11 protein-coding genes are annotated in these 13,406 nt (G+C 65.2%); 3 read left to right on the forward strand and 8 right to left on the reverse strand.

The window, feature by feature from the left end; genetic code table 11:
* Positions 1-214: 214 nt before the first annotated feature.
* From C8267_RS09905 to C8267_RS09930, 6 genes are all read right to left on the reverse strand, one after another.
* On the reverse strand, positions 215-1,891 hold the full coding sequence (locus C8267_RS09905; RefSeq protein ID WP_106634503.1) for a S41 family peptidase: 1,677 nt from the start codon (positions 1,889-1,891) through the stop codon (positions 215-217).
* Positions 1,884-2,357 carry a hypothetical protein gene (locus C8267_RS09910; RefSeq protein WP_087362076.1) on the reverse strand — a complete coding sequence of 158 codons (474 nt, stop codon included), beginning with the start codon at positions 2,355-2,357 and terminating at the stop codon, positions 1,884-1,886. Before C8267_RS09910 ends, C8267_RS09905 begins: the two co-directional genes overlap by 8 nt.
* A gap of 257 nt (positions 2,358-2,614) precedes the next feature.
* The gene (locus C8267_RS09915) at positions 2,615-3,556 is read right to left on the reverse strand and encodes a 4-hydroxy-3-methylbut-2-enyl diphosphate reductase (RefSeq protein WP_106634504.1); all 942 of its coding nucleotides are present in this window, start codon (positions 3,554-3,556) and stop codon (positions 2,615-2,617) included.
* Positions 3,557-3,810: 254 nt separating this feature from the next.
* Positions 3,811-4,551: a (d)CMP kinase gene (gene cmk / locus C8267_RS09920; protein WP_106634505.1), complete on the reverse strand. Its 741-nt coding sequence runs from the start codon at positions 4,549-4,551 to the stop codon at positions 3,811-3,813.
* Positions 4,538-5,215 carry a LysE family translocator gene (locus tag C8267_RS09925; protein ID WP_087362073.1) on the reverse strand — a complete coding sequence of 226 codons (678 nt, stop codon included), beginning with the start codon at positions 5,213-5,215 and terminating at the stop codon, positions 4,538-4,540. Before C8267_RS09925 ends, cmk begins: the two co-directional genes overlap by 14 nt.
* A gap of 538 nt (positions 5,216-5,753) precedes the next feature.
* Positions 5,754-6,203 carry a cupin domain-containing protein gene (locus C8267_RS09930; RefSeq protein WP_106634506.1) on the reverse strand — a complete coding sequence of 150 codons (450 nt, stop codon included), beginning with the start codon at positions 6,201-6,203 and terminating at the stop codon, positions 5,754-5,756.
* Between the two features lie 522 nt (positions 6,204-6,725).
* Between C8267_RS09930 and C8267_RS09935 the strand changes: the two genes are divergently transcribed.
* Together C8267_RS09935 and C8267_RS09940 are read left to right on the forward strand one after the other, a co-directional pair.
* On the forward strand, positions 6,726-7,154 hold the full coding sequence (locus C8267_RS09935) for a winged helix-turn-helix transcriptional regulator (RefSeq protein ID WP_087362071.1): 429 nt from the start codon (positions 6,726-6,728) through the stop codon (positions 7,152-7,154).
* 114 nt (positions 7,155-7,268) lie between these two features.
* On the forward strand, positions 7,269-7,574 hold the full coding sequence (locus tag C8267_RS09940; RefSeq protein WP_087362070.1) for a DUF3467 domain-containing protein: 306 nt from the start codon (positions 7,269-7,271) through the stop codon (positions 7,572-7,574).
* A 764-nt stretch (positions 7,575-8,338) separates the two neighbouring features.
* Here C8267_RS09940 and C8267_RS09945 read toward each other — a convergent pair.
* The gene (locus C8267_RS09945) at positions 8,339-9,634 is read right to left on the reverse strand and encodes a bifunctional folylpolyglutamate synthase/dihydrofolate synthase (protein ID WP_106634507.1); all 1,296 of its coding nucleotides are present in this window, start codon (positions 9,632-9,634) and stop codon (positions 8,339-8,341) included.
* A 35-nt stretch (positions 9,635-9,669) separates the two neighbouring features.
* A complete protein-coding gene (lnt, locus tag C8267_RS09950) occupies positions 9,670-11,229 on the reverse strand; it encodes an apolipoprotein N-acyltransferase (RefSeq protein WP_106634508.1) in 1,560 nt (519 codons plus the stop codon).
* A gap of 98 nt (positions 11,230-11,327) precedes the next feature.
* Here lnt and C8267_RS09955 point away from each other — a divergent pair, with 98 nt between their 5' ends.
* Positions 11,328-12,728, forward strand: a complete 1,401-nt coding sequence (locus tag C8267_RS09955; protein WP_106634509.1) for a Gfo/Idh/MocA family protein — start codon at positions 11,328-11,330, stop codon at positions 12,726-12,728.
* The last annotated feature ends 678 nt before the right edge of the window (positions 12,729-13,406 follow it).

Raw genomic sequence — 13,406 nt, forward strand, 5'->3', positions numbered from 1 at the left:
GTGGGTCCTGCTCAGCGGCCCCCGGATTGCGGGCCCCTGTGCTGCGGGCGGTTCGGTTCAGCGGCTCCTCCGGGTTGCGGGCGGTCCGGTCTCTATCCGTCTGTCCGGCACCCCTCTGTCCGGCACCCCTCCGTCCGGCGCCCGTTTGTCCGGTGCCCTACGTCCGGACCCCTTCAGCAGCCCCCTTGGTGCCTTCCCCCCCCCGGCCGGGGCGCTATTTGCGGGCGGTGTCCTGCTCGCGGGTGATGCGGCGGTACTCGTCGGGCGAGGAGAGCACCTTGACGGCGCGCTGCACCTCGGCATCCTGCGGCAGGGCGTGCTCGATGACCCCCTGCGCATAGGCGTAGCGCAGGATGATTTCGTTCTCGAGCGTGCGGACAATCTCCTGGCGGTAGGTCTCCAGATTGGTCTGCGTGTCGTCGCGGACCTCCTGCTCGAGTCGGGCCAGATGGTTGTCGAGCTCCGTGTAGCGCTCCTCCTCGGCCGCCTTGCGCAGCCGTTCGAGCGCGCGGCGCGTCTCCGACTCGTAGGGCACCTTCTTGTCCTTCATGAAGTCGGCGAAGCGGTCGTAGGTGGCCGAGTCGAGCGCGAACTCCATCAGGTGGAAGGGCTCCCCGGCGTGGCTGCGCATGTAGTCGTCGACGAAGTCCTCGACGAAGCCCAGCGCATAGAGCGTCGCCGCGAAGCGGCTGATGTACTCGGGTTCGGTGCGGATGTCGGGCATGATGCCCCCGCCGTCGTAGACCTTGCGGCCGGCGGCGGTCCTGAACTCGCGGATGAGCGAGTCGGGGACGCTCTTCACCTCACCCTGCTGCGAATGGGAGTAGTCGATGGCCTGGATGCAGCGCCCCGAGGGGATGTAGTACTTGGCCGTCGTCAGCTTGAGGTAGGCGTTGTAGCCCAGCGGGCGGGTCGACTGCACGAGCCCCTTGCCGAAACTCTTCTGTCCGATGAGCACCGCGCGGTCGAGGTCCTGCAGCGCACCCGATACAATCTCGGCGGCCGAGGCCGTGTTGCCGTTGACGAGCACCGCCAGCGGCAGCTCCGCAAGGATGGGCTCCGACTGCGTGCGGTAGCTCTTCTGCTCGGTGCGGCCGTGCGTGGCGACCACCTCGGTCCCCTTGGGGACGAACATCGAGAGAATCTTCACCGCCTCCTGCATGATGCCGCCGCCGTTGCCGCGGTAGTCGAGCACCAGCCCCCGCAGGTTGCCCTCCGCACGCAGCCGTTCGACGGCCGCGCGCACCTCCTCGTAGCACCCGTCGGTGAAGTCGCTGTGCTGGATGTAGCCAATCGAGTCGTTGAGCCAGCCGGCGTAGGGGACGGCCGGGATGGCAATCCGCTCGCGGCGGAGCGTCACCTCCTCGCGGCGGCCGTCGAGCAGCCGCTCGACGGTGACCCGTACCGTCGAGCCGGGGGCGCCCTTGAGCCGTGCGCTCACCTTGTCGGTGGTGAAGCCGCGGGCATCCTCGCCGTCGATGGCCACAATGCGGTCGCCGATTTTCAGCCCGGCGCGGTCGGCCGGCGAATCCTTGTAGGGCTGAGCGATGATGACGTAGTCGCCCTTCTGGCGGATGAGGGCGCCCACGCCGCCGTACTTGCCCGTGGTGAGCAGCTCGAAGGAGGACATCCGCTCCTCGGGCATGTACTCGGTATAGGGGTCCAGGTCGCTGACCATCCCCTCGGCGGCCCCCTCCATCAGACGGTCGGGGTCGACCTCGTCGACGTAGTAGAGCGACAGCTCGCGCATCATGTTGACGGCGATTTCGATGTTGCGCCCCAGACCGAAGTCGTTGCGCTTGCCCCAGAGCAGCGCGCCGAAGCCGACGACCAGGATGGCCGCCGCGGCGAGCATGCGCAGGCTGTTTCTCTTCAGGATGTTTCTATTCATACTTGCTTTGTTCAATGTAGGAGTCGAGCCGGTAGGCGGCGCGGGCCACACCGCGGCGGATGCCCTCGAGGCGGACCCACTGTCCGTACTGCGAGACGCGGATTTCATCCTCGCCCAGCATGAGCAGCCGTCGCCACAGGGTGCTGGCGCGGAACATCATCACCCCCTCCTGCTCGTCGACGAGCTTGAAGCCCGAGCTGTGCAGGGCGTTGACAATCTGCTGGCGGTTCTCCTCCAGGTCGCCCTCGACGTCGCGGACGATGAATCCGAAACGGGGGTAGTAGAAGAAGGCCAGCACGAGGATGACCGCCGGCAGCAGCAGTCCGCGCGGCGTGTGGAACATGACGTAGAGCGTCTGCGAGAAGCTCAGCGTCGCGCCGTAGAGCTGGTTCAGGAGCATGATTGCCGCACATAGAACGCAGAGGGCGACGAAATATTTTACCGCACGGATGAGATAACGTTTCATGGTATGGTTGTTTTTCGGTTGTTTCTTCAGGTGTTTTTCCGGCTCGGCCGGTCGGGCCGGTTTTGTTTTGTCTCGGTTCTCTCCGGCTCGGCCGGGTTCGGTTCGGGCTGTTTTGTCTTGTCTTTGCTTTCTCCGGTTTGATTCGGTCGGGCCGGTTTGTCTTGTCCTGTTTCGGCCTGTTTCGGCTTTGTCCGTTTGCTCCGGCCCGGCTTTATCTTGCTCCGGGCTGCCGGAACGGATGTTGCGGCGGCCGGCGGCTATGCCTCCCCGGAGCCTCCGTGCTCCGCAGCCGCTGAGGCGGCCTTTTCTTGTTCTTGTCCGGCGCCCTTCTCTTGTCCGGCGGCGAGCTGACCGACGGCCCCGGCCACCTGCTGCATGAGCCAGCGGGGGGTCGACGTGGCACCGCAGATGCCTACCGAGGCGGCTCCGGCGAGCCACTCGGGGCGGATTTCGGAGGCCTCCTCGATGGTGTGGGTGCGGGGGTTGGCGCTGCGGCACACCTCGTAGAGCACCTTGCCGTTGGACGATTTGCGGCCGCAGACGAAGAGCACCACGTCGAAGCGGCGGGCGAAGGCCTCGAGATGCTGCTCGCGGTTCGAGACCTGGCGGCAGATGGTGTCGATGACCTCCACACGGCCGGGGTCGGCGGCGCGGCGGCGCATCTCGGCGGCCAGATGCTCGAAGAGGGCGATGCTCTGGGTGGTCTGCGAGAGGAAGATGATGGGCCGCGTGAAGTCGAGCTGGTCGAGGTCCTCCTCGCGTTCGATGACCGTCGTGGGCTCCTCGACCTGGCCGGTGAGCCCCACCACCTCGGCGTGGCCCCGCTTGCCGAGGATGACCACCTGGCCCCCCACGGGGCGCATCTTCTCGTGGGCGCGCACGACGCGCTCCTGCAGCCGCGCCACTACGGGGCAGGTGGCGTCGATAAGCTCGATGCCCAGCCGCTGCGCCTCGCGGTAGGTGGTCGGCGGCTCGCCGTGGGCACGGATGAAGAGGCGCTTGCCCTCGAGACGGGGCATCTCCTCGTGGGTGACGGTCCGCAGCCCCAGCTGCTCGAGGCGCTGCACCTCGATGCGGTTGTGTACGATGTCGCCTAGCGAATAGACGCGGCCGCCTCCGGCGAGGGCCTTCTCGGCCTCCGTGATGGCCCGGACCACGCCGAAGCAGAAGCCCGATTTATCGTCGATTTCGATGTTCATCTTTCGTCAGCATTTTTTTGCCCCTTGCCGGAGGGGCTCTTCCCGGGTTCCTTCAGGGAGCCCCGGGCTTTCCCGGCGGCTGTTTTCCGGGACGGTTTTCCGGAACCTCTTCCCCGAAGCCTTCGCCGATGTCCGCGGCCCTGCGGTTCCTCGGTTCTATGGTCCTTCGGTCCCTTGGTTCCACGGTCCCTTGGTTCCACGGCCCCTCGGTTTCTTGGTTCTACGTCCCCCTCGGCCCCGCGGCGGGCCTCCGGCTATTGCTGCTGCTCCGTCTGCCTGCCCTCCTGCGCACGCATGCGTTCGCGCAGTTGGCGGAGCTGCTCCATGAACCAATCCATCTGTTCGTCGACGGTCATGTGGCTGTTGTCCAGCACGATGGCATCTTCGGCCTGGCGCAGCGGCGAGACGGCGCGGCTCATGTCGGCCTTGTCGCGCGAGCGGACGTTCTGCTCAATCTCCTCGAGCGTGACGTTGTCGCCCTTCGCGCGCAGCTCCTCGTAGCGGCGCAGGGCGCGCACGTGGGGGTCGGCCGTCATGAAGAGCTTCATCTCGGCGTGGGGGAAGACCACCGTGCCGATGTCGCGGCCGTCCATGACCACCCCCTTGCGGCGTCCCATCTCCTGCTGCATGGCCACCAGCTTGTGACGCACGGCGGGGATGGCGCTCACGCGGCTCACGCAGTTCGAGACCTCGATGGTGCGGATTTTGCCCTCGACCAGGTCGCCGTTGACGTAGATGTCGCTCGCCCCGCGGTCGGGGTTGAAGCGGAAGGTGATGGAGATGCGGTCGAGCAGCCCGACCACCGCCTCCTCGTCGACCATACCCGAGCGGATGGCCCCGTGCTCAAGCGCATAGAGCGTCACGGCACGGTACATGGCGCCCGTGTCGATGAAGATGTAGCCCAGACGGCGGGCAATGGCCTTGGCGAAGGTGCTCTTGCCGCACGACGAGAAGCCGTCGACGGCGATTATGATTTTCTGTTCAGTGTCCGACATTGGGGAATATGTCAAAAAAGGTGGATAGAATCGTGTAGATGCCCAGCAGACCGATGATGAGGCCGGCCACGTGGTTGATGGTGAGCATGTGGCGCGGACGGAAGCGGCGGCGGAAGAGGTTGATGACGCAGGCCAGCAGCGTCCACCAGGCGCAGGCGCCGCAGAAGAAGCCGAAGATGACGAAAATCGCGCGCGAGATGCCCGCCACGTCGTTGCCGCCCACGTCGCTGCTCGAGACCTTGAAGGCGGCGAAGAAGGCCAGGATGTAGGGAATCACCATGATGAAGTTGGCGATGGTGATGCCGAAAATCGAGGCGAAGTCCTGCCACAGGCTGCTCCGCCCGACGCGGTTGCGGCGAATCTGCGGCACGGGGTTCTGGGCGAAGATGTAGACGCCGACCACCACCACGAAGATGCCGCCGATGACCCGCAGCAGGGTGTTGTACTGCTCGATTTGGGTCTGCAGCATGGAGTAGAAGAAGAAGGCGACGATGGCCATGAAGCTGTCGGCGCAGGCCACGCCGATGCCCGATACGATACCTGAGCGGCGGCTCTTCGAGAGCGTGCGCTGGATGCAGAGTACGGCGACGGGGCCGACGGTGATGGAGGCGGCGATGCCGACGCAGATGCCTCGGAACAAAACTTCAATAATCTCGAATCCCATGTCCGTTCATCGGGTTTTAGGGAGCAAAGATAGGCAAAAAAAGTGATGCGGCCTACGGCCGGCGGAGTTTTTCGCCGAAACGGACAGCAAAGCGGCGGAGGCGGCTGGCGGTGAGGTTGCGGTGAGGTTGCGGTGCGGTCGGGCGCGGAGGTGCCGGGCTGCCGGCAGTGCATGGTGCGGTGTGTTTGGCCGCTCACGATACATCTTGTGCCGGGGGCTGTTGCCGGAGAGGGACGGTGCCTTTCGCGACCCGCAAAAAAATCCGGCAACCGCTGCTAACGGTTGTCGGATTTCTGCACCCTTGCCGGACGCCTTCGCCCGGCCTTTTGGCATATGTTCGGGAGGCGGGCAGTGCGGACTTTCCGCCTTCGTACTGCCATTCCGCCCGGCTTTGCGCCGTCGGGGAAGGTGTGGTCGATTATTGTTCTGCCGCGCCGTCGGCTCTGTGTTGCCGCGCGCAGGCTGGCCGGTTGTTGTGCTGCCGCGCTGCCCGGTTTCGTGCCGCCGGAGTGTGGCGGCACGGCTACCCGGCGGTCGGTTACCAGCGTACGGGCTCCTGGAGGATGTTGCCGTCGGTGGCATCCTCGGCCGTGAAGGTGCCGCCGCGGTACTGGACGCAGAGCATCACCAGCGGCTCGCTGCCGTTGTTGCGGACCGAGCGGCGTCCCTCCGGCGCCACGCGTACCACGCTCCCTTCGCCTACGGTGAAGCACTTGCCGTCGACCTGGAACTCGCCCCGTCCGCTCAGGAAGAAGTAGAGCTCCTCGTGGGTGCGGTGCGTGTGCAGGAAGCCGGTCTCGGTGCCGGGAGCAAAGCTCTGGAAGGAGAACTCGGCGCCCGTGGCCCCTACGGCAGCACCTCCGAAAACCTTGCCCGGCAGCTCGACGCCCGGAGCCAGCTGCAGCCGGTATTCGCCCAGTTGGGCCATCTTGCCTGCATCGACGGCGGTGAAGTGTTCGCCCGCCGCAATCTTTTCCATCTGTTTCATAGTCGTATTTTTTTGTGTGGTTTTGTTCGTTCGTGATGCCGGACCCCGGTGCGGAGCAGCTCCGTCGTTTTCGGATGGCGTCCCGTTATTGCCCGATGTCTCCCGTCGTTCTTTCAAGGCGCCGGTTTGCTCCGGTTGTTTCCCGGCTCTCCCGGCGGCCCTTCTCCGGCTGCTTTCCGGTCCTTCCTGTCGGCGCCTCCGGTTTGGCTCCCGGTGGCTCCCGGTGGCTTCCCGGTTCGCTCCGGCTCTCCCCGGCTCCTCCCCGATGCTCTCTTTCCGGGCGCCTTCCTCTTCGGAAAACGACCGGTCGTTTCGTCGGAATCCGTGTGCAAAGATAGTGTATCCCCATGCTGTTTGTCAAGAAGTTACACGCAGGTAACCCGGTAACCTTTCGCTCGGTTTTGCTGAAAATGACCGCTTTGCGGAACCGAAAAAAATGCAAAAAAAATCTCCGTTCTTGTTGCCGGTCTGTCGTTTTTATAGTTACTTTGCAAAAGAGAGTAACTTTATTTTGCATATCGTATGGGCAAAACGTCAAAAAACGCGGAAAAGAGGGCGCCTCGGGCGAAAAATTCGCTGGTCGAGCTCTGCCCCGTGCGCAACATCGTCGCCCGCTTCGGCAACAAGTGGTCGCTGCTCGTCATCCTGCTGCTCGACGAGAACGGCGTGCTGCGCTTCAACGAACTGAGCCGGCTGATTCCCGACGTCTCGTCGCGGGTGCTGTCGGGGACGCTCCGCATGCTCGAGGCCGACGGGCTGGTCGACCGGCAGGTCTACCCGGTCGTGCCGCCGCGTGTGGAGTACCGGCTGACCGCCTCGGGGCAGTCGCTCGTGCCGCTGATTGCCCAGCTCACGCAGTGGGCTCTGGCGCACATGGAGGAGATTGTCTCCCACCGTCGCCGCTACGAATCGGCACACGCCGCCGGTGCGGAGACCCCGTCCGGACGATAACGGCTCGGGAGGCTGTTGCAAAGGGTCTCGCTGTTGATAATTTATCGAAAACTTTGGCGGAAAATTTGCCTCAAAAAGCGGGAAATCGGCTATTTTTGTAAAAAACCGTGTAGTATGGCAGAGATGAAACAATTCGGCCTCGACATCGAACTCGACGAGGCGGTGGCGCAGGGCAACTACTCCAATCTGGTTATCATATCCCACTCCACTTCGGAATTTATCCTCGATTTTGCGACGATGCTCCCCGGTCTGCAGAAGGCGCGGGTGAAGAGCCGCATCATCCTCACCCCCGAGCATGCCAAGCGGCTGCTCCTCTCGCTGCAGGACAACATTGTCCGCTACGAGAGCAACGTGGGGAAAATCGAGATTCCCCGGCCGCAGTCGGTTCCCGAGTCGGGTCCCAAGATGGGTCAGGCCTGAGGCCGGACGGGGCCGGGGGGGCGGAGCTGGAGACCGGAACTGGGGTGCGAAACAGGGAACGGGGCTGGGGCTGGAACGTGATGGAGTGTTGCGTTCCGGTACTGCCGGGTGTCTTCCGACCCTGTCGGTTCTTGTGCCGGGTTTCACGATGATGTGGGCCGGAACCAAAGCCGGACGGAACGGGCGTTGGACTGCGCTCCGACGCCGCCAGGCTGTGAGGCGAACCCCACGGTGGGGCATCCCTTCTGTCTCCGTGTGTGTTCCGGCAAAGGGCGTTCTGTCCGCCTTTGCTCCGCAGCCGTTCCGGCGGTGGTGAGGCCAGCAGTTGTCTGCGGCAGCTTCCGGCAGCGTGTGTCCTGTCTGCGTTTTGTCCGCAGGTGGTTCGGCTGAGGAAGGTCGCATCTGCTTTGTATCCGCAAAAAAGTTTTACGCGCTCGGCGTCCCGGCTATTCTTCCCGGTTTCCCTCGGCTCGTTTTGTCTTTCCCGATTGGCCTCGGCCGGAGGAGGTTGCCCCTCGACGAATGAAAAATGCGCCGCTCTGCATGTGCAGGGCGGCGCATAATTGTTATCAGTTGTCCGCGGAGTATAGCTGTCCGCGGCGCGTGGTTTCAGTGGCGTATAATGCTCAGCGATGCGTGATTGTCAGCGGGTTGCAGCTTTGTCGTCGGCCCCGTCGGAATAGGGTTGCATCCTCGACGAATGGCCCCGCCGGAACCGGGTTGTATCCTCTGCGGTGCGGCCCCGTCAGAATCGGGGCGCAGCCTCAGAGTGCCTCGCCGACCACGTAGGTGCTGCCTCCGATGAAAATCATGTCGTCGGGACCGGCCAGCTCGCGGGCGCGGGCTACGGCCTGCTGGACGTCGGCCACCACCTCACCCTGCAGTCCGAATGCGGCGGCGCGCTCGGCCAGCTCCGCAGCCGGAATCGCCCGGTGGGTCTTCGCCTGCGTGAAGATGTAGTGTGCGTCGGCGGGCAGCAGCGGGAACATGTGGGCCAGGTCCTTGTCGTTCACCACGCCCAGCACGCAGTAGAGGTGGGCGTAGTCGCGGCTCTGACGGCGCAGCTGCTCGCCCACATAGGCCATGCCGTGGGCGTTGTGGCTCGTGTCGCAGATGACGAGCGGCTTCTCGCCGAGCTTCTGCCAGCGGCCGCGCAACGAGGTGTGGGCCGCGGCGTCGCGCGTCCCCTCGAGGAAGGCGCGGCGGCTGATGGTCAGCGGCGTCTCCTGGTGGAGGAAGTCGATGGCCGCCGTGGCCGTGATGATGTTGTGGCGCTGGTAGTCGCCCGCCAGGTCGAGCAGCAACTCGAAGTCGTGGTTGTCGCGCGTGCGGTGGAGGTGGAAGAGCTGCCGTTCGCCGGCCGGCTCCTGACCCGTGCAGGTGAAGAGCTCCTCGGCGTGGAGCAGCTTCGACTTGTTGGCGGCAGCCACCTCGGCAAAGACGGGGTCGCACCGCTCGTCGTGCTCGCCGATGATGACGGGGATGCTCTTCTTGATGATGCCGGCCTTCTCGGCGGCAATCTTCTTGGGGGTGTCGCCCAGCAGCGCCGTATGCTCCATGCCGATGTTGGTGATGATGCTCAGAATCGGCACGATGATGTTCGTGGCGTCGAGCCGTCCGCCGAGCCCCGTCTCGATGACGGCCACCTCGACGTCGCTCTGCGCGAAGTAGTCGAAGGCCAGCGCGGCGGTCATCTCGAAGAACGAGAGCCCCAGTTCGACCATGCGGTCGTGGTGCTTGTCGACGAAGTTGACCACCTTCTGCTTGGGAATCATCTCGCCGTCGACGCGGATGCGTTCGCGGAAGTCCTGCAGGTGGGGCGAGGTGAAGAGTCCCGTGCGGTAGCCCGCCTGCTGGAGCACCGAGGCGATGATGTGCGAGACGGAGCCCTTGCCGTTGGTTCCGGCCACGTGGATGGTGAAGAAGTTGCGCTGGGGGTTGCCCAGATGGCGGCAGAAGGCCGCGATGCGTTCCAGCCCCGGCTTGTAGGCCGTCGCTCCTGCGGTCTCGTAGGCCGGTAGCGACGAAAAGAGAAATTCGAGCGTTTGGGAATAGTTCATATCGTTTCGGGAGAGATTTGTCGTGTGGTGCAGCCTCAGTCTACGAGGTAGTTGCGTTTGCGGACGCGGTAGGCGACGTAATAGAGCACGCAGAGCAGCGCCACGTATTGGGCGATGCGGGCGATGTAGTCGCCGTAGCGGGTGTAGAAGGTGAGGCGGTCGTCGAGCGCCACCTCGTCGGTGAGCGTTCCGCGCTCCTGCCAGCCGAGGGTCCGCCCGATGTCGCCCCGCGCCGTGATGAAGCCCGACATGCCGGTGTTGGCCGCGCGGGCCACGGCGCGGCGGTGCTCGATGGCGCGCAGCCGCGAGATGGTGAACAGGTGGCGGTAGCCGGGCGTGTCGCCCCACCAGCCGTCGTTCGAGATGATGAAGAACGCCCGGGCTCCGTGGCGGACGAACTCGCCGCAGAAGTCACCGTAGAGCCCCTCGTAGCAGATGGGGGCGGCCGTCCGCAGGCCGTTGTGTTCGAAGACGGGGCCCGGCCGTCCGATGCCGATTTGCCCCAGCGTGCCCCCCAGGTCGATGACCAGGAACTTCAGCACGTCGAAGACCCACGTGGGGGTGTTCTCCACGCCGATGACCAGCCGTCCCTTGTGGTGAAGCTGCACGCCGCCCGTCGAGTCAATCCCCAGCGCCGTGTTGTAGATGTCGATGTAGCCGCCACCCTCGTAGGGCCGCGCCGTCTCGGACTGCGTCCCGGCGGGGTAGTGGCGCAGCGTGTTGGCCCCCGTGATGAGCATCGCCCCCGACTGCCGCTCGCGCAGCAGCGCGGCGAAGCGCTGCACGGGGTCGGATGCACGGAGCGACGACTCCCACCAGTAGCCCGGCACGGCGGTCTCGGGCAGCAGGATGTAGTCGGCATCGGCGGGAGCCTCGCCCGCCAGTTCGAGCAGGTTCTCCATCTGCTGCCGTTCGGTGCCGGCGGCAAACTTGTCGTAGCAGTCGACGTTGGGCTGCACGAGCGTCACGCGCGCCCGGGCCTCGGGCTCCTCGTAGCCCGCATAGAGCCCCAGCGAGAGGAGCATCGGCAGGAGCACGGCGGCGGCCGTCGTGAGCGCCCGCCGGCGCGAGGGGCTGCGCAGCGTCTCGAAGAGGAGGATGTTGACGAGCAGCACCCAGAGCGAGCCTCCGAAGACGCCCGTGTATTCGTACCACTGCACCAGGCGGATGTCGTGCGAGAAGCCGTTGCCCAGGATGAGCCACGGCCACGAGAACTCTCCGGTCGTGTACCAGTATTCGGTGGTGAGCCACCCGGCGACGAGCAGCGTGTAGGCCAGTGCCTTCGGCGCCCGTTTCGAGACGGTGTGGAAGGCCATGAAGGCGAGCATGTTGAGGAATGTCGAGGCGAGCGTTGCGGCGATGGGGCCCACCGGCGTGGCGTTCCAAATCCACCAGACGGTCATCGCATTCCAGAGCACGAAGGTGAGCAGCGCCCAGCCGAACATGCCCCACCAGGCGCGGCGCGAGCCGTCGCGCTCGGCGCTGAGCCAGAGCAGCGGGACGAAAGCCACCAGCAGCGTGAGGCCCGTCATGCCGAGCCATCCCGTCGAGAGGAGGAGTGCGGAGAGAATTGCCGCCGCGAATTTTCGGAGCATGTGTGTCGTTTTAACGAGCACAAAAGTAGTCAAAGCAACCGAGAATTTCAAAATAATCCCTATTTTTGTATCATAACGACAACCAAAAACTCTTGCCTATGAAGAACTTCGCATGGATGGGGCTGGTGCTTTGCGCGCTGCTTGCCCTGAGCGGCTGCACGTCGCCGCACGAAGGGTACCGTATCGAGGAGGGGGTGCTCGTCTTCGACACGCCGCCCCGCGAGCCGGGCCAGCAGTCGGTGCTCGGTCTGGCGGTGGAGCCCATCCCCGTGGTGCGGGTGGGGTTCATCGGTCTGGGCATGCGCGGGCCGGGGGCCGTCGAGCGCTTCACCCATCTGGACAGCGTGCGGATTGTCGCCCTGTGCGACCTCTACCCCGAGCGGGTGGCCTCCGCGCAGCGGATTCTTGCGAAGCGGGGGCTCCCCGCCGCGGCCGAATACAGCGGCGAGGAGGGGTGGAAGGAGCTCTGCCGGCGCGACGACATCGACCTGGTCTACATCTGCACGCCGTGGCAGCTCCACGTCCCGATGGCGGTCTACGCCATGGAGCAGGGCAAGCATGTGGCCGTCGAGGTGCCGGCCGCCACGTCGCTCGAGGAGTGCTGGCAGCTGGTCAACACGGCCGAGAAGCGGCAGCGCCACTGCATGATGCTCGAGAACTGCGTCTATGACTTCTTCGAGCTCACGACGCTCAACATGGCGCAGCACGGGCTCTTCGGCGAGCTGCTCGAGGCCGAGGGGGCCTACATCCACAACCTCGAACCCTTCTGGGACTACTATCAGGGCAACTGGCGCCTCGAATTCAACCGCACCCACCGCGGCGACGTCTACGCCACCCACGGACTGGGGCCCGTCTGCCAGCTCTTCGACATCCACCGCGGCGACCGCATGCGCTACCTGGTGGCGATGGACACCCCCTCGGTCAACGGCCTCAAACTGGCCCGCGAAAAGACGGGTGCCGACTCGTTCGCCAACGGCGACCACACGCTGACGCTCATCAGGACCGAGCGCGGCCGCGTCATCCACCTCCAGCACAACGTCTACACGCCGCGTCCCTACAGCCGCATGTACTCCGTCACGGGGAGCGAGGGCTATGCGAGCAAGTATCCCGTCGAGGGGTACGCCTTCCGTCCGGCGCAGCTCTTCGGGGCGGGGGTTCCCGACCTTGAGAACCTGAGCGAACACGCGTTCCTGCCCGATGCGGCGCGCGAGGCGCTCATGCGGCGCTACGAGCACCCCATAGCGGCCGAAATCGCCGGGAAGGCGAAGCAGGTGGGGGGCCACGGCGGCATGGACTTCATCATGGACTACCGGCTGGTCTACTGTCTGCGCCACGGGCTTCCGCTCGACCAGGATGTCTACGATGCGGCCGAGTGGTCCTGCATCGGGGCGCTGACGGCCGCCTCGCTCGAGCGGAACAGCATGCCGGTGGCCGTGCCCGACTTCACGCGGGGCGACTGGAATAAGGTCGACGGCTACCGCCACGCCATGGCCCGCTGACCCGCCGGCTTTCTGATACGCCGGCTCGCTGGCCCGCCGATTGCTGCCCGTAGACGCGCCGCCTCGCCGGTCCGCAGACGTGCCGGCCGGAGTGTTTGATTTGCCCGTCGTGTCATGCCGGCCCGCCGACGCGCCGCCTCACCGCTCTGCTGCCCCGCCGGCCGGAGTGTTTGATTCGCCAGGTCGTGGCATGCCGGCCTGCCGATTGCCGGCCTGCTGATTGCTGCCCGCCGACGCGCCGCCTCACCGGTCCGCCGACGCGCCACCTCACCGCACCTCTGCCCCGCCGCCCGGGGGCGGGCTGAGCCTGCAGAAGTGGGGGCGGAGAAGTGTTCGTTTTGTCTCTTCCCGGAGGCTGCCGCAGGGCGGTTGCGGAGCCTTGGAGGGCGGAGGTTCGGTTTTTTGGCGAAATCGTTCGCCCGTTGTGTTTGATAATTAGATTTTTTTGGGATTATTTCCTACCTTTGCGGCTTCGTCGTCGCGCCGGCTCTGCGCAGCCCCCTCCGCACGGCATCGGAACGGGGTGCCGGAGAGCCTCCGGCCGCCTTCCCGGCCGTCCGGTAAAAGGCTCCGTACGGTTGTCGTGTTGAGGCGCCTGAAGAAGGCCTGGACGCAGGGGTGGAAGGACTCCGCCCGGCCGCCGGAGAAAGACCTCGGAGGCAGGGGTAGAAGAACTCC

This window comes from Alistipes sp. Marseille-P5061 (assembly GCF_900290115.1).
GTDB classification, from domain to species: domain Bacteria; phylum Bacteroidota; class Bacteroidia; order Bacteroidales; family Rikenellaceae; genus Alistipes; species Alistipes excrementigallinarum.